The organism is Bacillus pumilus (genome assembly GCF_003431975.1).
Classification (GTDB): domain Bacteria; phylum Bacillota; class Bacilli; order Bacillales; family Bacillaceae; genus Bacillus; species Bacillus pumilus_N.
Map to the genome: position 1 here is coordinate 550,494 of NZ_CP027116.1, position 26,776 is coordinate 577,269.

Sequence of the window (26,776 nt, forward strand, 5' to 3'; positions counted from 1 at the left end):
GGACTTAGCGCCGCAGTGCTTTTTTTATTTGCCCAATGCTTGTTTCAAAGCGTGCGAAAATGGGGAGATAGATAAATAAGTGAATCAATACGAAAGTGTTGCTAATGCAATAGAAGGAAAAAAGCAAAAAGAAACGAATGAGATAAGAAGAAATAAATAAGATAGGAGACTGAGAACATGAACTTAGAAGAACAAATCAAAATCGCTGCGTCATTACGTCAACCATCTGAAGGTTCATTACCGAGTCAATCGGAACTAAAACCAGTCCATCCTCCTGAAGTGAACAAAATGGAATATGATATTCCAACAAGTGCTGGTGAAACAAAGGTATGGGTATTTAAGCCGGTCAATACATCAGAGCAGACGCTTCCTGTTTTTGTGAATTTACATGGCGGAGGATTTATTCTAGGCAGTGCTGAAATGGATAACCACTGGTGTCCAGTCATTGCAGACAGGGCGCAATGTGTCGTCGTCAATGTAGAGTATCAGCTGGCACCCGAGCATCCTTTCCCAGCGGCTCTTCATGAATGCTACGATGTGCTGAATTGGCTCTATGAACATCCTGATGAGCTTCAAATAGATCCTAACCGATTAGCCATTGGCGGGCATAGTGCAGGAGGAAACCTAGCAACGGCTGCTTGTCTATTAAATATCCAAAAAGGAAACCCACTCCCGATTGTCTATCAAGTGCTTGATTATCCGCCGCTTGATTTAGCCACTGATCCAGCACAAAAGCCAGCGTTCGAAGAAGCGATCCCAGTTGAAATGGCGAGACTCTTTAATGCCTTCTATCTGCAAGGCCAAGATCCGCACAATCCGCTCGTTTCTCCGATTTTTGCAGAACGTTCATCCTTGGCGAAAATGCCGCCAGCTCTCGTCATCACAGCTGAGAGAGATTCGCTTGCTCAAGAAGCAGAGCAATATGCGGACAAGTTAAAAGAAGCAGGGATAGACGTCACATACAGACAGTTTAAAGGAGTTCCTCACGCCTTCACACATGCCGGAGATTTAGAAATAGCTGAAGAGGCTTGGCATCTGATGAGCGATCAATTGAAGAAGGCGTTTGAACAGAGATCTTAATGGTTTCTTATATAAATAGGAAAAGCACAGGTACATTCCTGTGCTTTTCTTTCTTTTGATTGTTACAACTGTAATTTACTTGATGATTTCGTTTATTTAGTTCTAATGCTATTCATAAAAGCTTTTCTATCATGCTTAACTTGTAATGTTTTTTGTGCATTTTGATTTAGTCTATCCACTAATGCATCAAGTGATTTACCTTCAAATGATGAAAATAGGGCTAAATATGTCTGGGCAATCGTTTTTGTCGATGCTGTTAGTTTTGTCGCTTTTGCAATATCTGATTTTAATGAGCCTACATCAGTTTTTGCTTGTGCTTTTAACTGACTTTTTAACTCATTTTGTTGTTGGACTTTTTTTATCATTTCTAGTTCAGCGTTCATATCAGGCACTAATTATGACCTCCTATAATCTTAGCCATCTTGCTAATTCTTTATCTTTTTCTGTAAAATTTTCTGCCATTTTTACAATGAATTCGGTTATCTCTTCTAGATCCTGAATCATATAATGCAATGAAGCTTCAAAACTGTACTGCTCCTCTTTAGCATAAAAAAGTGGTGTTCCTTTATCAATATATGGTGCTATTTCCAATAGGGCTTGATCGACGTCAGTTGGCCCAAGTTGTTCAAATTGATCTAGTTTGCTTTTGAATTGATTGGAAAGTTTGTATGTTGTTAAACTGTGTTCTCTTGGAAATGCTTCTACTTCTTTTTTTACGTTTTTCAACTCTTCTAATGCTAAAGTAAGTTGTTCAGCCAATCTTTTTGCAACAATCTGATCGACTTTTATTGTTTGACCATTCATATCAGCATAAGAGGTCATAGTTTCCAAGTCACGATTGTATACATCTTTACTTCCGTCAATATTGATGATATTGCCATTTTGATCGAATTTGAAATTAGACTCGCTTATAGCATGGGTGTCATCAATTCCAAGTGCTTGCATGATAAAGTCCGCTGCTATCGGTATAAGCGAACCAGACAAAGCGGCAGTTTTTAAACGTTTATTTCTCTTTAGTCTTGCTTCAGATGGATCTTTTGTATAAATCGTTGTTCCGTTGTGTCGCTCATATTCAAGTCCCCATCCGGCACCAACCATGTCATCTGGGTTAATAATGGATTTATTCATTGCTCTAAAATCACCATTTTTTATTTTCTGTTGAGTCTCTTTGTCATGAAGCTTTACAATAGATGGATTATTGAATCCAACTGAATAGACTCCGTTAATCACTCCTGCATAATCAGCCTCTGCTCCACCTAGTGAATGACCAGTTGCTGATATAACTGTATTACGATCAGCATACTTTCTTTTTACTTCTTTAACGAGCTGATCAGATTGATCGAATTGAGAGGTTTTTGTGATGAGTTTGTAGTCACCGCTATTAAGCATAGCTTCTTGTCCTGGAGAACCAGTATATTTCGTAATGGTTTTAGTAAAATCTTTTGTCTCTTTTTTAACGATATAGGGTGTTTTAGTTTTAGTTTGAAGCCCTGCTACAACGTTTCCTCCATCAGCTTTTATAACATCTTGAACAAGCTGATTTTTTGGATCAGTTCCAGCGAAAGATATGACAACATTTTCAGGTGTATTTGTTTTAATCCATTTACCATTTTTCTTTTTTGCTTGAACTAAGACTATAGCATCAAGTCCTGTATCTTGATCTTTTTCAATTTTATCTATAAACCAATAAGAATGTTCATTAACCTTTAAAGGCTTTTTTGTTTCTTTATGTAATGAAATTGTTTTATCATTATAAGCCAGACCGCTTAATCTAAAGTACTCTTCATCTGATAGATTTGAGCGCTTTTGAGTCTCTTTCAAAATATATACAAATCCTTTCATTTTATGTAGAATTATATTAAAGGGTGATATTCAGTGAAAAAAACCATATTATTACTGTTGGTGTTTATTATAGCAGTTGGAGGATTTATTATGAAGCTAGAATCCGATAAGAATGAGCGTGTAAAAGATAAAGAACAAACTCTAGTAATTGAAGCAAAGAAACATATGGAACGGTATATTAAAGAAGGATATCAATCTATTGAACAAATTGATTTCTCAAGTGAATATGATATTGATCCAACTGGCGGAGTAGAAGTAACAGGGTATTTAAATAATGATAGAAATAAAAAATTTTCTGGAATATATGATCCTACAAATAAAAAAATTGGAGTAGCTGTTGTCGATGCAGAAGAAAAATAAGACCAAATATTGTGTTTCTTGTTTTGTCAGGTGGCTTCGTATTATGTGAATTTCCCAAAATTAATTACAATCAATCGCTAACATTATTCGAATGGTTGTGAGAATTAAGTATAAGTATGTGGAGCTGTTTACATAATAATTTAGTTTTAAATAGTCGATAAGTACCTAAAAGGGGGATATCAAATGAGCTATACAGTCATCACAGGAGCGAGTTCAGGTATTGGATATGAGGCGGCACTAGCCTTTGCGGCAAGAGGCAAAAACCTTATTTTAGCAGCGCGCCGGCTTGATAAACTCCAAGAACTGAAGAAAGAAATAATTGATCAATATCCCAATATCAAAGTAGACGTACAATCTGTCGATTTAACAGATATGGAGCAAGTGTCTTCATTTTATGAGTCTTTGGCTGAATATGAGCTGGATACGTTTATTAATAATGCTGGGTTCGGTCATTTTGGTTCAATAGGTGAACAGGATATAAGAAAAATTGGAGATATGCTTCATTTGAATATCGAAGCTTTAACGATCTTATCCACGTTATTTGTTCGTGATTATGAGCAAGTGGAGGGCGCTCAGCTGATCAACATCTCCTCGAGAGCGGGCTATACAGTCGTCGGCAATGCCGTCACTTATTCAGCGACGAAGTTTTACGTGAGCGCCTTTACAGAAGGACTGGCACTAGAATTGAAAGAAAGAGGAGCTAAGTTACAGGCAAAAATATTAGCACCTTCCGCGACAGAATCAGAATTTGCAAAGCGTTCATTAGACGTTGATCAATTCGAATATGAAGGAAATATCAAGAAATATCATACATCAAAAGAAATGGCAGCCTGTCTGCTTGAGCTTTATGATAGTGAAAAAACAGTCGGTATCGTTGATGGGAAGACATTTGATTTTGAATTGAAAGATCCGATTTTTTCACATGCTGGTACAAGTATGAAATAAAGATTACATATCACTGAGGATAGACCTCCTCGGTGATTTTTTTATGTCATGATTGACGGTGTAGTAACCATTCGAAAGACTTCCTTCTTAAGCGTATTTGGATTTCTGTGAATACATATTAGAGCAGCTAAAAACACCTTTGCATTAGGTGTTTTTTTTAAGCGTTCTTTGATAAAACAAAGAATCAAAGATCCAGTAGATGAGACTGCTCATCATGACGATAGGAACAGATGCCGAGCTATCAATACCATCAATGACAAAGAGCATGACAACCATTGCAATCAATAAATAAGCAGCTAGATAAAGAGGATGAAAGGCCTTTGGCTGCAAAGAAAACAACAACTGCAAAGGAGCCGCAAAGACGAAATAATACACAAAAAAGATAGGGATGTAAAACAGCAAAAACGCAGGCTCACCCTGAATAGGTGGGTAGAAGCATACGAACAAGCCGAGGAAAAAGGAACTGATGAATAGTGTCATGAACATGTTGAGAAATGGTTGATGTGAGCGCAATCTATATACTTCCTTTTTGAAAATTTCACTATATTTTATCATCAATTGATGATGGAGCATAGGGATCTTTATTGAATGAGCAGTAGATGAAACCGCCGATATCATGAAGTGTGAAATGGCGAATATAGGTATTAAGATATAATGAAATCTTTAAAATCACGATCTTTTTCCCTTTATTTGGTTCTCCCACTTTCGCCTCATGCTGATGAATGAAGGAATAGTATAAAGTAAACCCTATAGATAAATATGGGTTTGAATCCATCACATATAAGAAAAGAGATGATCGAATGAACGTAACAAAATGGGTAGGTGCTGTCTTTCTTTCTGTTTTATTACTCACGACAGCAGCTTGTGCCAATACAAGTACACAAGAAAAAAATCAAAGCGAAAAAGAAAGCACATCTAATGAATCAAAGGATAAAACAACAGCGGTTGAAACGGGGAATAAGTCCTTGTCTAATATTAAGGTATTAGCGACAGGCGGGACGATTGCTGGCAGTTCAGACAGTGATACAGATACGACAGGGTATAAATCTGGTTCACTTGGCATCGATAAAGTTATTGCTTCAGTCCCTCAGCTGAAGGATATTGCAAACGTAACAGGTGAACAAGTAGCGAACGTAGGCAGTGAAAATGTGGATGATGCCTTGCTTTTAAAATTAGCCAAACGAGTTAATAAACTCTTAAACGATGATCAAGTCGATGGGGTTGTCATCACGCATGGAACAGATACACTTGAAGAAACCGCTTATTTTTTACATTTGGTTGTCAAAAGTGATAAACCAGTCGTAGTCGTTGGCTCAATGCGTCCAGCATCGGCTATCAGTGCGGATGGCCCGTTAAACTTGTATCATGCTGTGAAAATTGCATCCACAAAAGAAGCCAAAGGCAAAGGTGTCATGGTCACATTAAATGATCGCATTGCATCAGCTCGATTTATTACAAAGACAAACACGACAACAACTGATTCCTTCAAGTCTCTTGAGCATGGGTACATTGGAGAAGTTGCTGGTGAAGTGGTTTCCTTTTATAACGAACCAACTAGAAAACATACGTCAGACAGTGAATTTGATGTATCAAACATAAAAGAATTACCACAAGTGGATATTTTATATGGCTATCAAAATGATCAAAAATATATGTATGATGCAGCAGTAAAAGCAGGAGCGAAAGGGATTGTCGTTGCCGCAGCAGGAAATGGAACGATGTCAACAGAAGCGATCAAAGGGGCAACTGATGCCGTGAAGAAAGACGTAGTTCTTGTAAGATCAAGCCGTGCGGGGAATGGGATTGTGACCCACGAAAAAATGGATGATGAACATCACTTTGTCACATCGGATTCATTGAATCCACAAAAAGCACGTATTCTACTTATGCTCGCTCTAACGAAGACAAAAGATCCAAGTAAAGTGCAGACATTTTATGAAAAGTATTAATGAAGAAAGGGACCCGAAGCTTCGGGTCTTTTTTATGCGTGCTCCTGATAATGTTCTTTTGCACGTATTTTTAAAGAGAGTAAAATATCTCGCCAAATATCGTCTACATCCGTAAGAAAATGTCCCGCTTCATTGATATAATTGGATTTGACGTTTGGAATGCTTGGCGCCATTTTTTCTATTTCGACAAACGGAGCCATCGAATCTTCTTTTCCATGCCAGACATCTACGGGGATTTGAATATCCTTCATATCAAATGCCCACGGACGCGAGAGCAAATCTGGTTCATGAATACATTCATCTACCGATTGACGAATGGCTTCGTGTAAATGTGTCATCATCATCTCTAACTGCTCATCGGTTTGCAGGAATTGACGATCCCATGGATGTAAATGTTTGTTCCCGTTTTTGGCCAACTTCTTAAATTTCTCTGGTTTGTTCTCTATCATTTTTTTCTGAGAACGATAGCTTGCTTTCAATAGCCAAGGGAACTTCTTACCGAGGAAAAAAGCCAATTTGTTTTCTTTGAGCATACTTTTAGGCGGCTTTCCGTCCTGAAATGGCGTTGTACTTGAAATCAGAGCGGCTGAAAGAACTCGATTTGGCAATTGATAAGCACAGCCAGCAGCGAATGCGCCGCCTCCAGATACACCCATCACTGAAAAATAGTGAATGCCGAGATGATCTGCTACTTCCAACACATCTTTTGCCCAATCTAAAATCGTGCGTTCAGGTTGAGGGGTAGATAAACCAAATCCTGGTCTGTCTAAACAGATGAGACGAACACCGAGCTCTTTAGAAATCGGGTCATTATCTAAAAACATCACTCTTGATCCAGGGGTTCCGTGAAAAAAGAATACTGGAAATCCTTTTAGATCCCCGTATTCACACAAACCAATATGACGTCCATCTTGTAAATGAATGCGATCCATACTTTCATCCCTTTAATAGTTTAGTTAACTTAAATGTTGAAGAAAGAAACACCAGATCAAGGCGCTTCTTTCGCAATCTGATAGATTTTTTCGTATAGAGACAATAATGTTTTTAAATCTTCTTTTGGAAGCTTCGCATAGTATTTTTGAATGAGGTGCAATTGAATTTCTTCTGTATTCTTGTGAAATTCATGACCCTTTTGAGCAAAATCAACAATGATTTCCCGCCGATTATGTGGATTAATTTCTCGTTTGACATAGCCAAGTTGTTCAAGCTTTGATACAAGCTGGCTAGCGGCACTTGCCGAAATGGAAAAGTAATCAGCTAGTTCGTTGATGGTTCTCGTTTTTGTGCGTAATAATTCAAGTGTCAACTCTTGTTTGGCTGATAAATCTGCATACTCATGTTTTAAAAATCGTTGATACTCTTCTACATAAATTGAGCCTAGTGCATTCGAGTATTCAATGATCTTTTTACCGTAATGAATGATTTCCTCATCCAATGACATCACCTCTATTTCATTATAGGCAATGATTATAGTTAAGTGAAGTTAAATATTAAGAAAAATTAAATTAAGAAATGGCATAAGTGATTGTTTCAATGACTTTTTCATTGTATTTTGAAAAAGATCCATTTATAATAAAAAAATAAACCAACTGGTCGGTTTTAATCTGTTCATGTGAAGAAAAGCAAGGTGAAAGGGATTGTTAAAAAATGACAAATGCACGAAGCGGGACTGAAAAAAGTGAGAAGACGAAGCAAAAAATTGTTACCGCTTCACGTGATTTATTTGCAAAAAAAGGGTATTCGGAAACATCTGTACGAGATATTTTAGAGGCTGCTAAGGTGAGTAAAGGGAATCTTTATCATCATTTTAAAGGAAAAGAGTTTTTGTTCCTTCATATCATGGAAGAGGATCACCGCTTGATGATGGAGACGTGGCATCAGGAGAAACAAACGATGCACCGGGCCATTGATCAGCTCGGAGGATTTGCAGAGCTGCTCAGTCAAATGGGCATTAACTACCCATTAATGAGAGCAAGCGAGGAATTCTGTGCAAGTGCCTTTACATCAGACGAGGTCATGGAACGGCTGAACAAGATTGATGCCGACTTTGATGATGTGATGAGAGATATTATAATTGAAGGAAACGAAGATGGTAGCTGGTCGATTCAGCATGTTGAGTCAACAGTGAAAATATTATTATCCGTTTTTTACGGATTAGATGTGTTGTATAAAAATGATCCAATCCAAGAGAAAAAGGAATTACAAAAACAAGCGATCTCATTGATTATTCACGGAATCAACCATCATGAGTAACAATTGAATCAATAAAGGGGAAACAAACATCATGCAAAAACCGATTCGTGAGCAAAAAGCAGTACTCGTTATTTTATTAAGTAATATATTTATTGCGTTTTTAGGCATCGGTCTCATTATTCCTGTCATGCCGCTATTTATGAATGTCATGCATCTAACAGGGAGTACAATGGGATACCTTGTGGCGGCGTTTGCCGTTGCTCAGCTCATCGCATCACCTATTGCAGGGAGATGGGTAGACCGCTACGGAAGAAAGATTATGATTGTGTCAGGATTGTTTCTATTTGCGTTATCAGAGCTCGTCTTCGGTCTTGGAACACATGTGTACGTTCTGTATTTTGCAAGGCTACTAGGCGGCATTAGTGCAGCGTTTATCATGCCGGCTGTCACTGCATATGTCGCCGATATTACGACCGTTCAAGAAAGATCAAAGGCAATGGGCTATGTGTCAGCGGCCATAAGTACCGGATTTATCATTGGCCCGGGCATTGGCGGATTTATTGCAGAATACGGCGTGCGCCTGCCATTCTTCTTTGCAGCAGGGATTGCGTTTATAGCCGTTATTTCGTCTATGTTTATGCTCAAGGAGCCATTAACAAAAGAAGAGCGAGCGAAGCAAATGGATCAAGTGAAGGAATCCACCTTCTTTAAAGATTTGAAAAAATCGATCCATCCAAGCTATCTCATCGCTTTTATCATTGTGTTTGTCCTCGCGTTTGGACTGTCTGCGTATGAAACGGTCTTCAGCCTGTTTACAAATCATAAGTTTGGATTTGGTCCGAAGGATATTGCGATCATCATTACCGTTAGTTCAATTGTAGCGGTCATCATCCAGGTGCTCGTGTTTGGTAAAATGGTGAATGCTCTTGGGGAGAAACGAGTCATTCAGCTATGCTTAATTGTTGGAGCAGTCCTCGCTTTTGTTTCAACTGTCGTGTCAGGCTTTATGGTTGTGCTTATCGTCACATGTGTCATTTTCTTAGCCTTTGATTTATTGCGTCCGGCATTGACGACATTCTTATCAAAAATTGCTGGCAATCAGCAAGGATTCGTCGCAGGGATGAACTCCACTTACACAAGTCTCGGTACGATATTCGGCCCAGCCCTTGGTGGTATTTTATTCGATCAAAATATACATTTCCCATTTCTATTCGCAGGTGTTGTCTTATTTCTCGGATTAGGCTTAACTCTTATTTGGAAGGGGAAGGCGACGGTAGTATCTAATTAAGGGCTCTAACTAGGGCTCTTTTTTTGTTCCTGTGGATAGAGTATTAAAGTAATCACAAAGTCCCTGTTGATGAGGTGTTATTCATGTTAATATAATACATGTTTTACCAATATGCTAGAGGAGGATTTTAATGCAAATTAAAGAGATTTTTTATATTCGGTGTATCTCGTGTTTGAGTGTTGTGCTCATTCATGCAATAGCCATTTTATCTAGCCCACAATCATCATCTATTCTTGTAGCACTACTCATGTTCAGTACACCGAGTTTTATTTTCATTTCTGAGTTTTTATTGGCGCATTCTTATCCAAATGGTACACCTAAAGGATTTATGTGGAAGAGAGTGAAAGCCATCTTTTTCCCATTTGCATTTATTGGGATTGTCGATGGGTTTTTGCATTCGGCATCGTTAAATGGAGGGGCAGCTGACTTCTTTAAAAGAGCTTCAGCAAATGTCTTATTGGGAAATTATATTGGTTATTTTGTTCTGATTATTTTTCAATTTTACTTTTTGCATATGTTTTTTCACAAAATGGCTAAGCGTACCTCAGCCAAATGGGTATTGCCGATCTCCTTTATCATCACAGTTGGTTATTTAAGTGTCATGAACCTCGTCAAAATCCCACAACCTCAATTACCTAATCCAATGTTCGGCTTAGAATGGATTCCATTTCCAGGTTGGTTATTCTATTTTTGTTTAGCCTATTATTGTGGAGTGAATTATCAGCAGTTTATCACAAGACTTCATCATTTTAAGTATGCTGTGTATGGACTTGTTCTGATTTCAGCAGTGACTCTTCTAAGCAATACATATGTAGGCTTTTTCGAGCCTTCTTCTAAGAGGCCAGATGTTGTTCTTTATACAATCAGTATTGTCTTCTTATGCTTTCTCTTGTTTTCTAAAGTAAAAAGCGTTCCACCTTTCGTAGCTGTCATTAGTCAATATTCATTCACCATCTATTTGCTTCACGGGTATTTTCTAGGTATCTCTGTGTTACTATGGGGACAATTAAAAGATTATCCATTCTTTGTGGGGACATTCATAATATCAACACTTGCAATTGCTGGACCTATCCTATTGTCTCGGTTAGCAAATCATTATAAATATGGCTATATGTTTGTCGGTAAAATCAACAGAACGAGACGAAAAACAGTCGCCTCATAAACGATTTAAAGGGGATCTTAAGAAGATGCCCTTTTTTTGTTGCCTAAAAGTACAGTGCTTTTTGCCCGAAAGTACAATTTTAATCGATCATTTCATTGCTTAGAATAAAAAGATGAAGTTCATGAAGTTGAAGAAAAAGGAGTAAGTGAATGGCAAAATTTTTATATCGTTTAGGAAAAAGTGCTTTTTCTAAGCCGAAACGGATGATTATCGGTTGGTTACTTGTTTTAGTAGCTGTTGTGGCGGCAACAATAGGGACAGGTGTTTCATTTAATGGAGATATGTCGATTCCAGGAACAAAGTCAGAAAAGGCAATGGATCTCTTGGAGAAAAAATTCCCAGCAGGTGATGATAGTGGGACGATTCGTCTGATCTTTAAAGCACCTAAGGGCGAAACATTAGAAACAAAAAAAGTAAAAAATAAATTGAACGAAACGATCAAAGAAGTCAAAAAGGATAAAGCAGTCAAGCAAGTGACGGATTTATATCAGACATTTGCTATTAGTAAAGATAAGAAAATAGGGTATGCGGATATTACATACCGGGTGAAGGCGGGTGAGGTAAAAGCATCCTCAAAAGAGAAAGTATTAGATAGTATTAAGATTTCAAGAAAGGCTGGCATCCAAACAGAATTAGGCGGCTCTGTCCCATTCTCAAAAATTGAGGTAGGCGGGATATCGGAAGTCATAGGTATTGTCATGGCCTTCTTTATTTTAGCCTTTACCTTCGCTTCACTATTGATTGCAGGACTACCGATCTTGACGGCTGTCATTGGGTTAATAATCGGCGTGATGGGCATATTAATTACCTCAAATTTTGTTGATATGTCTGCATTTAGTCTTACATTAGCTGTGATGATTGGACTTGCCGTAGGAATTGATTATGCATTATTTATCATTTCTCGATATCGACAGTTATTAGCAGAGGGTTACGAATTGAAAGAAGCAGCTGCTAGAGCTGTTGCTACAGCAGGCAGTGCTGTATTGTTTGCAGGTGTTACCGTCGTGATTGCACTATGCGGACTTGTATTAGTCGGTATACCATTTTTAGGCGTGATGGGTCTTGTAGCTGCATTCATGGTACTATCAGTTATGCTTGTGTCTCTGACAATTGTTCCTGCGATACTAGGGATTCTTGGTGATAAAGTAAGCCCTTCAAGAAAGAATAAATGGTTCTCTAAATTACAATCTCAACAACAAGAAGAAACAACAGCTTGGGGAAGGTTTATCAAAAAGTATCCAGGTAAAATCATCCTAGGTGTCATTGTATTGACTGGTCTACTCAGTTGGCCAGCACTTCATATGGAGTTGGGTCTTCCTGATAACGGTATGAAGGGGAAGGAAACAACTGAACGCAAGGGCTATGACCTGTTAGCAGAAGGGTTTGGTAAAGGGTTTAATGGGCCACTGGTTGTTATCATTGATGCCTCCCGTGCAAATAACGCAATGAAATCTATTGAGAAAACAACAAAAGTATTAGAGAAGATGGGTGGCATCAAACAAGTGGCACCGGCTGTTCCTAATCCATCGGGTAAGTACGCCATGTTGACCATCTTACCGAAAAGCGGTCCAGAAGATAAGGCGACAAAGCAATTAGTCAAAGATATACGAAATGAATCTAGTCAAACTGCTGCAAAGTATGATACGAAATTACTTGTTACTGGTTCTACGGCAGTTAATATCGATATTTCAGATAGACTCAGTGAAGCGTTACCGAAATTTGCAGGAGTCATTATTGGATTTGCTTTGATTTTGATGATTCTTGTGTTTAGATCCTTCCTTGTTCCATTAAAAGCGGTTTTAGGATTCCTTATGACATTGACCGCTACACTAGGTTTTTCAGTCTTTGTTTTACAGGATGGACACCTTGCGCCATTGTTTGGAATACCAGCAAGTGGCCCATTGTTAAACTTTATGCCTGTACTAGTGACAGGAATATTATTTGGTCTCGCAATGGATTATGAGGTCTTTTTAGTCAGTCGAATGAGAGAAGATTTCCTTCTATCAGGTGATGCAAAAAAGTCCGTTGTATCAGGTTTGAAGCACAGTGGAAGAGTAGTGACTGCCGCAGGCTTAATCATGATCCTCGTCTTTGCTAGTTTTATCTTTGCAGATGACTTGATCATTAAAACAATGGGGTTAACGTTGGCATTCGGTGTTCTGTTTGATGCATTTGTCATAAGAATGACTTTTATCCCAGCTTGTATGATGCTGATCGGACGAGCTGCTTGGTACTTACCCAAATGGTTCGAAAGCTGGCTTCCACGTATAGACATTGAAGGTGAGTCTATTTCTCAGAAAGATGAGAAAGAAGAGAAGGTGATTTAGTCACTGATAGTCTTACATGGTATGATTGATGATACCGCCATTACCTCGATAAAGGGTGGGCGGTATTTTTTGAGTGAATATGAGGCTCGGATGGTGATTATTTATGGCGAAACGACGGGTAGACCCTTTTAATGAAATGATCTATTCGCGGATTCCAACATTATTATGGGTCATCCTTGTTTATATTGCAGCAATGATATTTCAGTCTTTAACCACCCCAGTAGCACTTTCTGGCCTGTTTTTTTCTGCACTTATTGCCATACATCTGATTCTGCATTGGTGGTCATTTTACTGGTTTCAGCAGAATCCATGGGTATATTTTCTGATTCAAGGAATTGTAATTTTACTTTGTGTTTCAGTCATGCAGGCGGCTTCTCCTGTGATTTTAATTGGCCTGTTACCAGTACTAATTGCGCAAAGTATTGGGGTATATTATCATACATTGAAGGTGATTTTGACAGGGCTTAGTTTTTATGTCCTTTTTTTTCTTGCCCTTATTTTGGTCAATGATACAGATGATTTGACGGTATACATTCCTATTTTGTTTTTGATTCTAATTGTGGTCATCGCATACTCCATTTTATTTTTTAGACAAGTCAAAGCAAGAATTCGTACGCAAACATTTTTAAAGGAACTTGAATTGGCACATCAACAAGTGGAAGAGCTGACACTTGCAAATGAGCGTCAAAGAATGGCGAGAGATTTACATGATACACTTGCACAAGGACTGGCAGGTATTATTATGCAGTTAGAAGCGGTCCATGCACATTTAGAGAATCAGAATGTTGAGCGTGCTCAAAGCATTATTAAAGGTTCTATGAGACATGCGCGGACAACATTAGCTGAGGCGAGATTGGTCATCGACGATCTTCGGAAATATAGCCAGGATCAATATGACTTAGCTGATTCTGTGAAAGATGAAGTGAAGCGGTTTATGACGGCGACGAATATTCCAGTTCATACAAAAGTGGCTGTCTCCTATCAAGTGTCCCCTTTTCTCATCGAACATACCGTATACATCGTCAGTGAATGTTTGACGAATATTGCCAAGCATGCCAAAGCAAGTAAGGTCGAATTGATGATGGAGCAAAAAGATGATCACATCTCCTTGCAAATCACAGACAATGGAGTGGGTTTTGATGAGAAAAAACAAGAATTCACTTCCGGGCATTACGGTCTAATTGGTATGTCAGAACGTGCCCGACTGCTTGATGCACAGCTACACTTAAAAAGTGAAAAAAGTGAGGGTACACAAGTGACGGTAACCATACCTTTGAAAAAGGAGTAAAAAACAATGTCTTATCAAATTGTGATTGTCGATGATCATTTTGTTGTTAGAGAAGGATTAAAATTAATTCTTGAGACAGATCAACGATTTGATGTTGTTGGTGAAGCTGAGGATGGGGCAAAGGGATTAGATGTCTTGAAAGAGAAGGCTCCAGACCTTGTATTACTTGACCTCAACATGCCTAATATGAGTGGGCTTGAAATGCTAAAAGAGATGCAGTCTCTTCAATTAAAAGTACCGGTCCTGATTCTCACTACCTATAACGAAGAGAAATTAATGATTGAAGGGCTGCAACTTGGAGCAAAGGGCTATCTTTTAAAGGATGCCAGCAGGGAAAATTTATTTTATACAATTGAAACAGCTATCAGAGGGGATATTCTTCTTCAAGCAAACGTCGCTGCTAAGGTATTTGAATCAAAAGAGCATCAAGTGACTCCGAACCATTTGAAAAAAGAATTAAACATGCTGACTGAAAAAGAGATGCTTGTCTTGCAAGCAGTGGCTAGAGGATTTCGAAGTAAGGAAATTGCATTTGATATGGGGATTTCCGAGAGAACTGTCAAAGCTCATTTAACAAATATTTATCAAAAGCTGGAGGTCACTTCAAGAGCGGAAGCAATTAAAGCAGCAGTAGAATTAGGGATGATTCATTTTTAGAGAGAGCGAATGATCATATGAGACGATGAAAAGAAACATTACCCTGTTAAGTTTCAGCGTCAAGTGATTTATTGTCTCTTAAGATTGCGGTTTTAGTATGTGTAGGGAAATGAACTCTACCTACATAAGTAATGGTACGATCTTTGACCCTGCACTTGGCGACATATTATTCGATCAAAATATACATTTCTATTCGCAGGTGTTGTCTTATTTCTCGGATTAGGCTTAACCCTTATTTGGAAGGAAAAAGTGACAGAAGAGGCAGCAGCAGAATAATAACAAAGGGCTAAAATGATGTTTATTTTAGCCCTTTGTCTTTTTTATGACTGCGGCTTCAGGCGATTTAATGCCTGGGCCATTTTTTGATTTTGATGTTTTTTGTAAAACAGAAAGGCAATGATATGACCAGCCAATGTCAGAAAGGCAATGCCGATGAAATAAGGCATGATCAATTCAAGCAGTGCCGTCGAATATAAAGCGACCGCTCCTAGTTGAAAGGCTAAATTGACAGCGGTGGAGATGAGAATATTGACAGGGGCAGGGAAGGTAAAGTAGTTCCATAGTAAAGGGTATATGACTCCAAATACAATACCTGCCAATGTGCCAATGGCGATGATGTGCCACACGTACCCAAAGGGGATCGTGATTGATCGGTTTGTCATTGACAGAATAAGTGTCAGCCACACAATGGAGACAAAAGATGTTTGCATAAATTGATTTTTCATTTCTTTGATCATTTGAATCGCTCCTTTATATATTTCGCGTAATGACGACTGACTGTATAGCTGTTTTGCGACATAGTCTCAACTTCTAAGCGAGCGTACGTACCAGCCACAAAGCTGTGAACTTGTGCTAAATTGAGGATGACTGCATTATTGATACGGAAGAAATGTTCGTTCTCTAACCATTTCAGGTCTTTCAAACGTTTGTTTAAAAAATACGTCTGCCCGTTGGCAGTGAGAACCTTTGACATATGTCCAAGCGCAGAGATCGCTTCAATTTGTTCCAATGGTAAAAGTGATTGACGATCGTTTTTTGGATCTTTTACCGTCAAAGAAGGATGTGTTTCCAGTATTGCTTCGATCTTTTGTAAACGTTCTTGATTATGTGGATGGCTAATGACGTCCACTTCCGTCACATCCTTTTCTTGATTCCAGATAAAACGAAGTTTCATTCATAAACCTCCTTTCACAATGAGCATAGCAATAGATAGAAGCGAATGCGAAGGAATTTTGTTTTGATGCAGAAGAATTCTTTTTGTTGCAAAGAGTCACTGCGTGCACGCAGCTTTTTATATATAATGGAAGGAAAGAGTATGTTTGGAAAGGGGGCATTATGCATCTCTTGAAGCAGCAAATGGCATCGTCGATGAAAGAAGGAATTCGCCAAATGGATCCGGCTTATCCAGTGTTTGTAGATGCGGTCTTGGAGGGGTTCATAAAAGGACATCTTTATGTAGATGATACAGAGCGTCCTTTTGTTTATTTTCTCGAAACTGCAAGCGGCATTTATTATGTTGCAGGCAAGAGAGAAGCGGAGCTGTCACGCTGTTCGGCCTTCATTATGGATGTTTATGAAAGGCAGAGAAGACAAAACGGACGGTTTACCGTATTTTCAGCGAATCAATTAACAGATGTGATGATGAAAAAATACTTTGGGCCACATTTGAATGAGATGGAAAGACATGCGTACGTTTTTCCGCAGTCACATTCTCATGTCACTGCGCCTCATCCAAGCTATAGAGTAGAACGGACAGATGAACAGGTGATCCATGCAAGCAGGTCTTTTCCTCCTAGCTATTATGAAGCGTATTGGGGAGAATCAGCTCGCTTTCTATCAAAAGGAATCGGAGTTGCCATCTTAGATGGGGAGAATGTGGTAAGTGAATGTGTCTCTATTTTTTCAAGTGAAGGTCGTGCGGAGATAGATATTTGGACAGATGAAGTCTGCCGGGGAAAGGGTTTGGCGCTATTGGCAGCTCAGCATATGATCAGCATCTGTCTCGAAAAAAAGAGGACACCGTATTGGGATTGCGATGTCCATCACCTAGCTTCAATCAAACTGGCAGAGAAGCTAGGCTTTCAGCGGACAAAAACCTATCGATTGTTTTATGGCTCAAGATGAGAAGGTTTTGAGATACCAAGCATCCATTGCAGAATGCTCAGAGCCTTCAATCGGTTCTGTCAGAAGAGAAAAGCCATAACGCTGATAAAGACCTGTAGCCGCAGTTAATTCTCGGCGGGTTTCTAAATAACATGCTTCGTAGTATGTAGAGGCATATTGCAGCGCTGTATCCATCAGCTTTTTGCTCGCACCTTTTCCTTGTGCCTTTGGACTTAAATAAAGCTTTTGTAATTCACATATGTCCTTTGTAAATGGGGCAATGCCTACACCGCCTACAATCTCACCATCCTCTTCAGCAATCCAATAGGCTGCATGAGTCAGTGATTGATAGTATTCAAACAGCTGGTCAAGGTGGGGATCAGTGTAGGCTGTTCCTTCAATCGCTAGATTCGCTGATTCTAGTGACTGACGGATAATCGCTGCGATATACGGATTGTCCTTTTGTTGAATGGATCTAATGTTCATTTGAATGTCCTCCATCGTTATAAGATAAAAAAGAGAATGGGAGTTGAAACAACATGTTCTGGCTACAAACTGCTATTTTTACAATCGTTGTTCTGAGCCTCTCATTGTGGGCAGGGAAAAGACGTAGACACCGTCATGCGGGTCTGATCCTGCCGATTTGCTTCATTTTTGTTGGATTGATTTTATTGTTATCTAGTTTCTTCATCGGCAGATGGGAAGGCATGGCGCTAAGTGTATCAAGCGTGTCGATCGTTCTCTCTTCCGTGATTTGTTTGATCATCGTCACAGGGATTCAATTTTTTAAAAAAGGTGACCCTTCCTAAGCAGGGGCATCTCCATTGTTCATTTGCTTGTATTCTTCAAGAAGGATGCCCATGATGATCACATCTGAATATGTGCCGTTGATATGAAGCGCTTGGCGCCTTTTTCCTTCATATTGAAATCCGGCTTTCTCATAGCTTCTGTAGGCTCTTGGATTGTGGGAAAAGACTTCGAGCTCAAGACGGTTGAGTTCTAATGTATCAAAGGCGAATGCTTGAACCATTCGGACAGCTTCTGTACCATAGCCCTTTTGGAAATGCTCTGGCCCATGAAGCGCAATGCGCAAGCTTGCCGTATGATTAATTGGGTCAATGTCCACAATTGCCGCATCCCCAATCATTTCTTTCGTGTCTAGCAGACAAATGGCAAAATCTCGTCTACTGTCATCTAGTAAAAAGCGGGTATAGGCTGAACGGATTTCGTCTAGTGTGAACGTTTTGCGTGTGCCTGTCATGTAAAGTGTTTCAGCATGCAGGCATCCTCTTTGAATACCAGGGTAATCTTGCTCTTCAATCGGTCTCAAAAATATACGAGTCATGACGGATCACCCTCCTCTATATATCGAGAGATTTCAATTAAATTCAGATCAGGATCGCGGATATAAACAGATTCAATTGGACCCAATGTACCTGTGCGTCTGACTGGACCTTCTTCAATAGGAACCACGTGCTTGCGAAGGTGCAACAGCAGACGATCCATATCTAAATCGGTAATAAAGCACAAATCACTAGAGCCAGGAAGTGGGTGAGCCGCTGTCCGCTCATATTCATGACCAGCTTCATGAAGATTGATCTTCTGTAAACCAAAACGAAGCGCTTTACGGCCTTCTCCAAAGGTTTCTTCCTTCATCCCTAATACGTTTGTATAAAAACGAATAGTGTCCTTCATATGTTGTACAGTCAACACGATATGATCAAGTCGTCGTATCATCAGTCTCTCCTCCAAGTATGATCATTGATTGAACTGATTTTATTATATCATTACTTGAAGAGGATACCTTATTGAATCACGGTGTTGAACAAGTCATTCATGATGAAGGAGTGGCAGATTGATCAGCGGAAAATTAAAGAAAATGAACAAATTGATGATTCTTTATTTCCTTTGTCTTTCCTTTCTGATACAATCAAAATAGAATATATGTTCTTATTCATGCATAGGAGTGATGGGATTGAGCGAGAAAAGGAAGCTGCTTTTTTATGGGGCAATGAGTATCGATGGCTATTTAGCGAGAGAGGATCACCGGCTCGATTGGCTAATAGGAACAGAGGGCGAGGAAGAAACGAGCTATGCTGACTTTTATGCGTCAGTTGATACGCTGATCATGGGGCGAAATACATACGAGCAGGTTCTACAGCTGTCACCAGATGAGTTTCCTTATGAAGGAAAGACCTGTTATATCATATCACGTACTTTACAAGATAGTCTGAAAGGAACCCAGATCATTCGTGAAGATGTCTTATCATTTATGAAACAATTAAAACATGAAGAAGGCCGCCATATTTGGGTTGTCGGTGGCGGAGAACTGCTTCAGTCTTTCATAAAAGCAGGATTGGTTGATGAGCTTTACCTTCAAATCGTACCTGTCATGATTGGGAGAGGAATTCCTCTGTTTTCGCCAATGGATATGGAATCTAGATTCTCATTAAAAGAAGTACATCAATACAAGCAGATAGCTGAAATGCATTTTGTTTTAAAAGAGGAGGATCACTGATATGAGGTGGTCTTTTTTTCATGAAACAAACTCATTGACAAGAAAATATCCTAGTGTTAGGATAAATTTATCCTAGTTTTAGGATTTCTTGAAAAAGGAGTAGTTGCCATGGTGCAGCATGAACATGAATTAGATTTAAGGTTATTCCGTGTATGGATGAAAGCCTATCAAGCCCTTTTTACAAATATCCAAAAAGATATAGAACGTTATGATATTGGATTTGAGAACTTTCAGATTCTTGAATTACTCTATAGTAAGGGACCGCATCCCGTCCAAAAAATTAGTGACATCCTGTCAATCCCAAGTGGAAGTATGACATATGTCGTAAACAAACTAGAAAAACAAGAGCTGGTGAAAAGACAATGTGCACCTTCTGATAAACGTGTATTTCATGTATTGCTAACGGAGAAAGGGAAGCAACTATTTGATGATATCTTCCCTAAACACACAGATGTCATTTCACAAAATCTATCCTTTATTGAAAAAGAAGAAAAAGAACAGCTCATTGAATCATTAAAAAAAATCGGTTTAGGTGCAGAGCATCTTCGCGAAAAGGGGGAAACAAAATGACGCTCAGCTTTGATACATTGGTACGTGAAAGAAGATCCGCATCAAATTTTTTGCCAAATATCTCGATTTCGAGAGAAGAGCTTAACAGTATATTTGAAGAGGTCAAGCTGGCACCATCTGCTTTTAACTTACAGCACACACAATATGTTGTCGTCCAAACAGAAGAGCTCAAAGAACAAGTAAGAGAGGCTGCATTTGGACAGTATAAAGTACATTCCGCCTCAGCAGCGATTATTGTACTAGGAGACCCAAAGGCTTATGAGCAAGCGGGGAACATCTATGAAGGTCTGAAAATGCTAGGTATTTTAAACACGCAGCAATACGAAGAAATGGTCAGAGAGACGATGAGCTTTTATGAACAGAGAGGCCTGGACTTTCAGAAGGAAGAAGCGATCCGCAATGCCTCATTATCTGCCATGCTGTTCATGCTTGCCGCTAAAAATAAAGGGTGGGACACATGCCCGATGATCGGTTTTGATCCTGAAGCAATGAAAAAGGTGCTGAACATCGAGTCGGATTTGCTTCCTGTATTAATGATCACACTGGGAAAAGAAAAAGTAGAAAGCAGACAAGCGAGAGGCTACAGAAAACCAGTCTCTGAATTCGTCACATATTTATAAGATAGGGGGTTCCACTCATGGAACTAGGAATTAGTACATTTGTAGAAACAACACCTGATTTTCAAACTGGAAAAACAGTCAGTCACGCACAGCGTATTCGAGAAGTCGTAGAAGAAATTATTTTAGCAGATCAAGTCGGCCTTGATGTATTTGGTGTAGGTGAGCATCATCGGGAGGATTTCGCCGCATCGAATCCAGCTGTCGTCTTAGCGGCTGCGGCAACACAGACAAAAAATATTCGTCTGACAAGTGCAGTGACAGTCCTTTCATCAGCAGATCCTGTACGTGTCTTTCAGGATTTTGCAACATTAGATGGACTATCAGACGGACGTGCAGAGATCATGGCAGGTAGAGGTTCATTTATTGAATCATTCCCGCTCTTTGGTTATGACCTGAATGATTATGAAGAATTATTTGAAGAAAAGCTTGATTTGCTGCTCAAATTACAGCAGTCCGAGCGTGTCACGTGGAAAGGAAAGCATCGCCCAGCGATTCAGGATGTTGGTGTATATCCAAGACCAGTTCAAGATCCGCTTCCAATCTGGATTGGCAGTGGAGGCAATCGTGAGTCTGTCGTACGCGCTGGGTTATTGGGACTGCCTTTAGTACTTGCCATCATTGGCGGAAGTCCAAGACAGTTCGCACCACTTGTACAGCTGTACAAGCAAGCGGCAGTGCACGCTGGACATGACCCAGAGAAATTAACCGTGGCGTCACATTCGCATGGATTTGTTGCGGAAGAAACAGATCTGGCAGCAGATCAATTCTTCCCTTCTACGCAGCATGTGATGAACACATTAGCAAGAGAGAGAGGATGGGGACCTTATACGCGTTCTACGTTTGATGCTGCGAGAACATTAGAAGGTGCGTTGTACGTAGGAGATCCAGATGCAGTGGCAGAGAAAGTCATTCATCTTAGAAAAAATGTAGGAATTACACGTTTTATGCTTCATGTTCCAGTTGGTTCAATGCCACATGATCAAGTGCTAAAAGCCATTGAGTTATTTGGAAAAGAAGTTGCTCCTAAAGTAAGAGAAGAGGTTGCTCGCTGGGAAGCGGAGCAAGCATAACGAAAAAGGTCGATCAAGTGAATAGGCTTGATCGACCTTTTTGTTGCTTAAGGATCAATAACACAAGGTTTCACTGTAGGGCATGAAGCAGCAGAAGCAAATGGTGTGGTCGTCAAAGTGAAGAGGAAAACAAGCTGAAAACAGATGAGCCATTTTTTCATAAAGTCACCTCCGTTCACAATTGTTTAACTAGAATGAGATGAGGATAAAAGCATAGAAGTATGTAAAACCCTCTATCCAGCATAAGACAATCATATCATAATTTTCAAAATAATGAAAAAATAACTTACGAAAGTTCTAAATTATGGTATGGTTAATATGTTCAACAAAAAAAGGGAGGGATTTTTTTATGAAAAAGGTCATGTCTTCTGTTTTAGTTGGAGCAATTGTCTTAACGGGTGCTGGAGTCACAACTGCTCCGGTGGAAGCAAAGGAACAAGCAAAAAGTGACATAACGGTTCAGGCCAGTCGAACTGTTTCAGAAACAAGAACATATACGACATCAAACATCCCATCTAGTATTACATATGCAAAGGATGGCTGGGTCGGTATTTTAAAACAATCGTCTATTGAAGAGTTAGGCTTAGGGAAATATAGAGTCACATTTACTGGAACGGTTGTACGTGATCCAGGATTTAATTAAATTAAGAGGAAAGCTGACAGGTGGACAAGCCTGTCAGCTTTTTTATTGAGGATAATAAAGAATCATTTGCAGCCGTACCATTTGTTCTCCAAATTGTTTATACGAATGCGTACGGTCTGCTTTAAAACGAATGGAGTCGCCGGCTTTTAAATTGTATTGTTCATCTCCAATGGATACATCAAGCGCTCCCTCAAAAACGGTAATCAATTCCTCTGTTCCGCCAATGTGTTCATTTGCATGCAGCGACCCGCCAGGATCAATTTCTACTCGATACACTTCAAATTTTCCCCTGTCATCAAATGGAAAAGTCGTATACACGCGATATCGCCCATCATCTTCCGTTAAAATCTGTGCATCCTCCTTGCGTACTACTTTGATTTCAGGCTGTGGTGCGTGAATGAGCTCACTAAAAGACACCTTTAATCCGTTGGCGATTTTCCACAAAGTCGTAATGGTAGGGGTGGATTCTCCTCTTTCAATTTGTCCAATCATGGTTTTGCTGACACCAGTTAACTCCGCCATCTTTTCGAGGCTCAATTTTTTTTGATCTCGAAGATGCCTCACATTTTTAGAAATAATTGATTGTACATTTTCCATGAAAAAAACTCCTTTCTCTATTTACTTTATAAAGACCGATCGTTACAATAAAACGTAACATACGCAATAAAGTATTTAAAGTCTTAATAACGTATAAGGGAGGCGGCAACTATGATTCTTTCTATGTTGATCTATGCTTTTGTGAGCAGCTTTACCCCAGGACCAAACAACATCATGGCCATGGTCTTTACGAATAAATATGGGGTTAAGCAAACATTTCGATTTTGTTTAGGTGTGGGTATCGGATTTCTCGTCATTTTGTGTTTGAGTTGCTTCTTTAACATCATACTTTATCAAGTGATGCCGAAAATAGGGTGGGTTATGGCGTTCATCGGAGCCGCATACATGATATATTTGGCTGTCAAAATCATGAAAAATAAAGGCGGGGATGACGAAACACTTGACCGCTACAATCATTTTGTCCCTGGTATGATGCTGCAATTTATCAACCCAAAAGCGATTTTGTATGGATTGACTGTGATTTCAACATTTGTTTTGCCATATGGCCAATCTAATATGCAGTATGTGATATGGACGCTGATTCTTGCGCTTATTGGCTTTCTCGGTACATTCAGCTGGAGTTTATTTGGTTCTTTATTTAAGCGCTTTTTAACTACTTACGAGAGACCGTTTCAGTTTGTCATGGGGATACTCCTGATATACAGTGCGATTTCAATGGTATGGGGCTATGTGATGTAAGTAGTCAGGAGCTTGGCCGCTGCCTGCCCATCACAACAGTATCGTAATAAAGCCCATCTGCCAGACGTTTATCATTTTTTAATACACCTTCAATCAGAAAGCCATGGCGCTCATATAGCAAAATGGCTTTTTGGTTGGTTTCTAGCACGAGAAGTGACATTTTCTGAATGCCTTGCTCGTCAGCCCAGTCAATAGAAGCGGCTAAAAGCTCTTTACCAATGTGATAGCCCCATGCATCCTTTTGTATGGCAATACCAAATGTCACTTTGTGAGCAGAGCGTTTGAGTGAATGTCCCTCACATCTTGAAAAACCGACAATCTCTCCATCAATTTCAGCGACCAAAAATAAATGCCTACTTTGCTTGGCATCCTCTTGAATCAAAACTTCAAAATCTTTTTCATGAAGAAAGGCTTCGCCTGGTTCACGGTCTAAATATTCTGTTTCACCATCAATTTTCAGTCTGAGCGCTGATAACTGCTTGGCATCGCCAATTGCAGCAGACCGAATACGATAGGTCAAGTCACGAACGGTGAATATGTTTTCAGAGATAATCATAGAACACCAACCTTTCTTTCCATTATGTCTATCATACCTGAAACGTGTACATAGCAGGTGAAAGCTTTTAAGTCTGTCTTATAGATCATTATTTTTTAATCCAGCTGACCCTGGCTGGATTTTCATGATTTAGATTGAGAACTTAAATAGGCTTCTCTCACAACTGTTAAAAAGTGGTCAGCGACGGTTGATGTTTCATCTTGTCTCCATGAAACATATAAATTTACTTTTGGTGTAGTTTCTTGGATTTTTCTATAAACAACCCCTGAACGTTTTACGCTTTCTACTGAGGATGGAACCACAGAGATTCCGATTCCTGCAGCAACTAAATTCACAATCGTATGCATTTGAATAGCTTCCTGAACTACGTTTAAACTTATGCTATTTTCCAAAAAGTAGCTGATAATTAAATCATAAAAAGCTGCACCTAGATGACGTGGGAACATGATAAATGGTTCATTGGCTAATAAATGAATTGGAACTTTGGGAAATGAAGCTAAAGGATGATTTTCTGGCAAAACCAAGCTTAATGATTCCTCACAACAAATTTCTGAGGTAAGTATCTTATTATTTTGGTTAGAACGAATAAATCCTATTTGAATTTCTTTCTTATATAGTGCTTTTAACTGCTGTTCTGTAGCCATTTCACATAAGACAAGATGGATGTTAGGGAAACTTTCTCGAAACCTTTTAATAATATCAATCACAATATCAGTAGAATCAACGAAACCGATCGTTAAATGACCTATTTTTCCGTCATCTGCAAGCTGTGTTGCTTTAATCGTTCTATCTACTTGAAGAAGCGTACGGCGGGCTTCTTCTAAAAATACTCTCCCAGAATCTGAAAGTTCAACCTGTCTTCTTGTTCTATGAAAAAGCGTTACACCTAACTCTTCTTCTAATTTACGAATTTCTTGACTTAATGGAGGCTGTGCCATTTTAAGACGTTCAGCTGCCCGGCTAAAATTTAGTTCTTCAGCAACCATGATAAAATAACGTATTTGTCTCAGATCCATTTTTTATGCCCCCTATAAATTTCAACCTTGCTTATTGTGTAATTGATTATGAAGAATTGTTATTAAACAGTTTTGCGCTTTTTTAATGGAAATATTTTTAATTATATAAAATATATATATATTTATCTGAATATATATATTATACATATTAATACCCTCTTTTTATAATGAAAGTATTCTTTCAAAGGAGGACATTGTTATGGAGTATAGTAAACTTGGAAATAGTGGATTAACAATTAGTAAACTCGCATACGGAAATTGGATTAATCATGGTGGTAAGATAAATGAAGAAACTGCCCATGATTGTGTGAAAGCTGCTCTTGATGTTGGTATTACGACGTTTGATACTGCTGATGTTTATTCAGACACCAAGGCTGAAGAGATACTAGGCAGGTCTTTAAAAGGGATCCGGCGGGAGAGCATTGAACTATGTACAAAAGTATGTCATCCAACCGGTACTGGGAAAAACGATAGAGGATTATCACGCAAGCATATTTTGGAAAACTGTCATGCCTCTTTGCGGCGTTTACAAACGGATTATATTGATATTTACTATGCACACAGGTTTGATCCAACTACACCTCTGGAAGAAACGATGTTAGCTTTCGCAGATCTAGTAAGACAGGGGAAAGTGAACTATATTGGTGTAAGTGAGTGGACAGCAGAACAAATTACTCGAGGGGCAGCGCTTGCACGAGAGTTAAATGTCCCCCTAATTGCCAGTCAACCTCAATACTCCATGTTATGGAGAATCATTGAAAGCGATGTAATACCGGCCTGTCAGCGTGAAGGACTTGGCCAGGTAGTATGGTCGCCTTTGGCCCAAGGAATCCTTACTGGAAAGTATCTCCCAGGAAAATCACTTCCGACTAATTCGCGTGCTAACTCACCTGCTGGAAAACCTTTTTTTAAAAACCTTGCTCAACGCTGGATGAATAATAATACCTTAGAGGCGATCCAAAAACTTAAGCCCATCGCACAAGAGGTTGATCTTACTCTCGCTCAGCTTGCGATAGCATGGGTACTGCAAAATCAGAACGTTTCTGCAGCAATTATCGGTGCATCTAGTCCAGAACAGGTGAGGGAGAATGCTTTAGCATCTGAGGTGAAAATTGAAACTGAGATGATGAATCAGATTGATGAAATTCTAGGTGATCTGGTTGAGTACGATCAGAGTAAAACAGGTTAAAGCTTTTAAGTCTATCTTATAGATCATTATTTTTAATCCAGCCGACCTTGGCTGGATTTTCTTGTTGCTGTAGTTTCTTGGATCGCACACTCAGATGTTTTGTA

General features: G+C 39.2%; 32 protein-coding genes and 1 pseudogene. 20 read left to right on the forward strand and 13 right to left on the reverse strand.

The features are described from left to right. The first annotated feature begins 177 nt into the window (after positions 1–177). A complete protein-coding gene (locus tag C5695_RS02680; protein WP_117728932.1) occupies positions 178–1,080 on the forward strand; it encodes an alpha/beta hydrolase in 903 nt (300 codons plus the stop codon). A 92-nt stretch (positions 1,081–1,172) separates the two neighbouring features. Here the strand turns inward: C5695_RS02680 and C5695_RS02685 are convergent, their stop codons facing one another. After that, on the reverse strand, positions 1,173–1,472 hold the full coding sequence (locus C5695_RS02685) for a hypothetical protein (RefSeq protein ID WP_117728934.1): 300 nt from the start codon (positions 1,470–1,472) through the stop codon (positions 1,173–1,175). Between the two features lie 13 nt (positions 1,473–1,485). Further along, positions 1,486–2,901, reverse strand: a complete 1,416-nt coding sequence (locus C5695_RS02690; RefSeq protein WP_233230790.1) for a lipase — start codon at positions 2,899–2,901, stop codon at positions 1,486–1,488. A 54-nt stretch (positions 2,902–2,955) separates the two neighbouring features. Between C5695_RS02690 and C5695_RS02695 the strand changes: the two genes are divergently transcribed. Together C5695_RS02695 and C5695_RS02700 are read left to right on the forward strand one after the other, a co-directional pair. Then, positions 2,956–3,282 (forward strand): DUF1433 domain-containing protein, encoded by a 327-nt coding sequence (locus C5695_RS02695; RefSeq protein ID WP_233230791.1) that lies wholly within the window; start codon positions 2,956–2,958, stop codon positions 3,280–3,282. A gap of 183 nt (positions 3,283–3,465) precedes the next feature. Then, a complete protein-coding gene (locus tag C5695_RS02700; RefSeq protein ID WP_117728941.1) occupies positions 3,466–4,227 on the forward strand; it encodes an SDR family NAD(P)-dependent oxidoreductase in 762 nt (253 codons plus the stop codon). A 144-nt stretch (positions 4,228–4,371) separates the two neighbouring features. Here C5695_RS02700 and C5695_RS20875 read toward each other — a convergent pair whose 3' ends face one another. After that, positions 4,372–4,629, reverse strand: a complete 258-nt coding sequence (locus C5695_RS20875) for a UPF0715 family protein (RefSeq protein WP_395940527.1) — start codon at positions 4,627–4,629, stop codon at positions 4,372–4,374. Between the two features lie 398 nt (positions 4,630–5,027). Here C5695_RS20875 and C5695_RS02715 point away from each other — a divergent pair, with 398 nt between their 5' ends. After that, positions 5,028–6,176 carry a type II asparaginase gene (locus tag C5695_RS02715; protein WP_117728946.1) on the forward strand — a complete coding sequence of 383 codons (1,149 nt, stop codon included), beginning with the start codon at positions 5,028–5,030 and terminating at the stop codon, positions 6,174–6,176. Positions 6,177–6,208: 32 nt separating this feature from the next. Here C5695_RS02715 and C5695_RS02720 read toward each other — a convergent pair whose 3' ends face one another. Together C5695_RS02720 and C5695_RS02725 are read right to left on the reverse strand one after the other, a co-directional pair. Beyond that, entirely contained in the window at positions 6,209–7,108 is a 900-nt protein-coding gene (locus tag C5695_RS02720) for an alpha/beta fold hydrolase (protein ID WP_117728948.1), read from the reverse strand. Positions 7,109–7,164: 56 nt separating this feature from the next. After that, entirely contained in the window at positions 7,165–7,617 is a 453-nt protein-coding gene (locus C5695_RS02725; protein WP_117728950.1) for a MarR family winged helix-turn-helix transcriptional regulator, read from the reverse strand. 206 nt (positions 7,618–7,823) lie between these two features. On the opposite strand from C5695_RS02725, the gene C5695_RS02730 reads away from it, so the two are divergent. The 7 genes and pseudogenes from C5695_RS02730 to C5695_RS02760 form a co-directional block, all read left to right on the forward strand. Beyond that, complete coding sequence (locus C5695_RS02730; protein WP_117728952.1) at positions 7,824–8,429, forward strand: TetR/AcrR family transcriptional regulator; 606 nt, start codon at positions 7,824–7,826, stop codon at positions 8,427–8,429. Between the two features lie 31 nt (positions 8,430–8,460). Then, entirely contained in the window at positions 8,461–9,657 is a 1,197-nt protein-coding gene (locus C5695_RS02735) for an MFS transporter (protein ID WP_117728954.1), read from the forward strand. Positions 9,658–9,787: 130 nt separating this feature from the next. Continuing rightward, positions 9,788–10,819, forward strand: a complete 1,032-nt coding sequence (locus tag C5695_RS02740) for an acyltransferase family protein (RefSeq protein WP_117728956.1) — start codon at positions 9,788–9,790, stop codon at positions 10,817–10,819. A 149-nt stretch (positions 10,820–10,968) separates the two neighbouring features. Next, positions 10,969–13,146, forward strand: a complete 2,178-nt coding sequence (locus C5695_RS02745; RefSeq protein WP_117728959.1) for an MMPL family transporter — start codon at positions 10,969–10,971, stop codon at positions 13,144–13,146. Positions 13,147–13,249: 103 nt separating this feature from the next. After that, positions 13,250–14,434 (forward strand): sensor histidine kinase, encoded by a 1,185-nt coding sequence (locus C5695_RS02750; RefSeq protein WP_117728961.1) that lies wholly within the window; start codon positions 13,250–13,252, stop codon positions 14,432–14,434. Positions 14,435–14,440: 6 nt separating this feature from the next. Beyond that, positions 14,441–15,091 (forward strand): response regulator transcription factor, encoded by a 651-nt coding sequence (locus tag C5695_RS02755; RefSeq protein ID WP_117728963.1) that lies wholly within the window; start codon positions 14,441–14,443, stop codon positions 15,089–15,091. Positions 15,092–15,200: 109 nt separating this feature from the next. Continuing rightward, positions 15,201–15,367, forward strand: a pseudogene (locus C5695_RS02760) (MFS transporter); the annotation flags it as partial. A gap of 44 nt (positions 15,368–15,411) precedes the next feature. Here C5695_RS02760 and C5695_RS02765 read toward each other — a convergent pair. Further along, positions 15,412–15,828: a hypothetical protein gene (locus C5695_RS02765; RefSeq protein WP_117728965.1), complete on the reverse strand. Its 417-nt coding sequence runs from the start codon at positions 15,826–15,828 to the stop codon at positions 15,412–15,414. Beyond that, a complete protein-coding gene (locus C5695_RS02770; protein WP_117728967.1) occupies positions 15,825–16,265 on the reverse strand; it encodes a LytTR family DNA-binding domain-containing protein in 441 nt (146 codons plus the stop codon). Before C5695_RS02770 ends, C5695_RS02765 begins: the two co-directional genes overlap by 4 nt. A 161-nt stretch (positions 16,266–16,426) precedes the next feature. On the opposite strand from C5695_RS02770, the gene C5695_RS02775 reads away from it, so the two are divergent. After that, positions 16,427–17,215, forward strand: coding sequence for a GNAT family N-acetyltransferase (locus C5695_RS02775; RefSeq protein WP_117728969.1), 789 nt, complete (start codon positions 16,427–16,429; stop codon positions 17,213–17,215). Here C5695_RS02775 and C5695_RS02780 read toward each other — a convergent pair. Then, a complete protein-coding gene (locus tag C5695_RS02780) occupies positions 17,207–17,680 on the reverse strand; it encodes a GNAT family N-acetyltransferase (protein ID WP_117728971.1) in 474 nt (157 codons plus the stop codon). The two genes, C5695_RS02775 and C5695_RS02780, sit on opposite strands and share 9 nt — an antisense overlap. A 53-nt stretch (positions 17,681–17,733) precedes the next feature. Here C5695_RS02780 and C5695_RS02785 point away from each other — a divergent pair, with 53 nt between their 5' ends. Next, positions 17,734–18,003 (forward strand): YesK family protein, encoded by a 270-nt coding sequence (locus tag C5695_RS02785; protein ID WP_117728973.1) that lies wholly within the window; start codon positions 17,734–17,736, stop codon positions 18,001–18,003. Here the strand turns inward: C5695_RS02785 and C5695_RS02790 are convergent. Then, positions 18,000–18,539 carry a GNAT family N-acetyltransferase gene (locus tag C5695_RS02790; protein ID WP_117728975.1) on the reverse strand — a complete coding sequence of 180 codons (540 nt, stop codon included), beginning with the start codon at positions 18,537–18,539 and terminating at the stop codon, positions 18,000–18,002. The two genes, C5695_RS02785 and C5695_RS02790, sit on opposite strands and share 4 nt — an antisense overlap. Continuing rightward, entirely contained in the window at positions 18,536–18,931 is a 396-nt protein-coding gene (locus C5695_RS02795; protein WP_117728977.1) for a VOC family protein, read from the reverse strand. Before C5695_RS02795 ends, C5695_RS02790 begins: the two co-directional genes overlap by 4 nt. A gap of 238 nt (positions 18,932–19,169) precedes the next feature. On the opposite strand from C5695_RS02795, the gene C5695_RS02800 reads away from it, so the two are divergent. From C5695_RS02800 to C5695_RS02820, 5 genes are all read left to right on the forward strand, one after another. Next, entirely contained in the window at positions 19,170–19,712 is a 543-nt protein-coding gene (locus C5695_RS02800; RefSeq protein WP_117728980.1) for a dihydrofolate reductase family protein, read from the forward strand. Between the two features lie 108 nt (positions 19,713–19,820). Beyond that, entirely contained in the window at positions 19,821–20,282 is a 462-nt protein-coding gene (locus C5695_RS02805) for a MarR family winged helix-turn-helix transcriptional regulator (protein ID WP_117728982.1), read from the forward strand. Further along, the gene (locus C5695_RS02810) at positions 20,279–20,902 is read left to right on the forward strand and encodes a nitroreductase family protein (protein ID WP_117728984.1); all 624 of its coding nucleotides are present in this window, start codon (positions 20,279–20,281) and stop codon (positions 20,900–20,902) included. The genes C5695_RS02805 and C5695_RS02810 overlap by 4 nt, the downstream gene beginning before the upstream one ends. 17 nt (positions 20,903–20,919) lie before the next feature. Further along, positions 20,920–21,972: an LLM class flavin-dependent oxidoreductase gene (locus tag C5695_RS02815; RefSeq protein ID WP_117728986.1), complete on the forward strand. Its 1,053-nt coding sequence runs from the start codon at positions 20,920–20,922 to the stop codon at positions 21,970–21,972. A 349-nt stretch (positions 21,973–22,321) separates the two neighbouring features. Continuing rightward, the gene (locus tag C5695_RS02820; protein ID WP_117728988.1) at positions 22,322–22,615 is read left to right on the forward strand and encodes a hypothetical protein; all 294 of its coding nucleotides are present in this window, start codon (positions 22,322–22,324) and stop codon (positions 22,613–22,615) included. A 42-nt stretch (positions 22,616–22,657) separates the two neighbouring features. Here the strand turns inward: C5695_RS02820 and C5695_RS02825 are convergent, their stop codons facing one another. Next, positions 22,658–23,212: a helix-turn-helix domain-containing protein gene (locus C5695_RS02825; protein WP_117728990.1), complete on the reverse strand. Its 555-nt coding sequence runs from the start codon at positions 23,210–23,212 to the stop codon at positions 22,658–22,660. A 111-nt stretch (positions 23,213–23,323) separates the two neighbouring features. Here C5695_RS02825 and C5695_RS02830 point away from each other — a divergent pair, with 111 nt between their 5' ends. Next, a complete protein-coding gene (locus C5695_RS02830) occupies positions 23,324–23,911 on the forward strand; it encodes a LysE family transporter (RefSeq protein ID WP_117728993.1) in 588 nt (195 codons plus the stop codon). A gap of 4 nt (positions 23,912–23,915) precedes the next feature. On the opposite strand, the gene C5695_RS02835 is transcribed toward C5695_RS02830, so the two are convergent. After that, positions 23,916–24,467 carry a GNAT family N-acetyltransferase gene (locus tag C5695_RS02835; RefSeq protein ID WP_117728995.1) on the reverse strand — a complete coding sequence of 184 codons (552 nt, stop codon included), beginning with the start codon at positions 24,465–24,467 and terminating at the stop codon, positions 23,916–23,918. Between the two features lie 122 nt (positions 24,468–24,589). Then, positions 24,590–25,483 carry a LysR substrate-binding domain-containing protein gene (locus C5695_RS02840; RefSeq protein ID WP_117728997.1) on the reverse strand — a complete coding sequence of 298 codons (894 nt, stop codon included), beginning with the start codon at positions 25,481–25,483 and terminating at the stop codon, positions 24,590–24,592. Between the two features lie 199 nt (positions 25,484–25,682). Between C5695_RS02840 and C5695_RS02845 the strand changes: the two genes are divergently transcribed. Next, on the forward strand, positions 25,683–26,672 hold the full coding sequence (locus C5695_RS02845; protein WP_117728999.1) for an aldo/keto reductase family protein: 990 nt from the start codon (positions 25,683–25,685) through the stop codon (positions 26,670–26,672). Positions 26,673–26,776 lie beyond the last annotated feature (104 nt).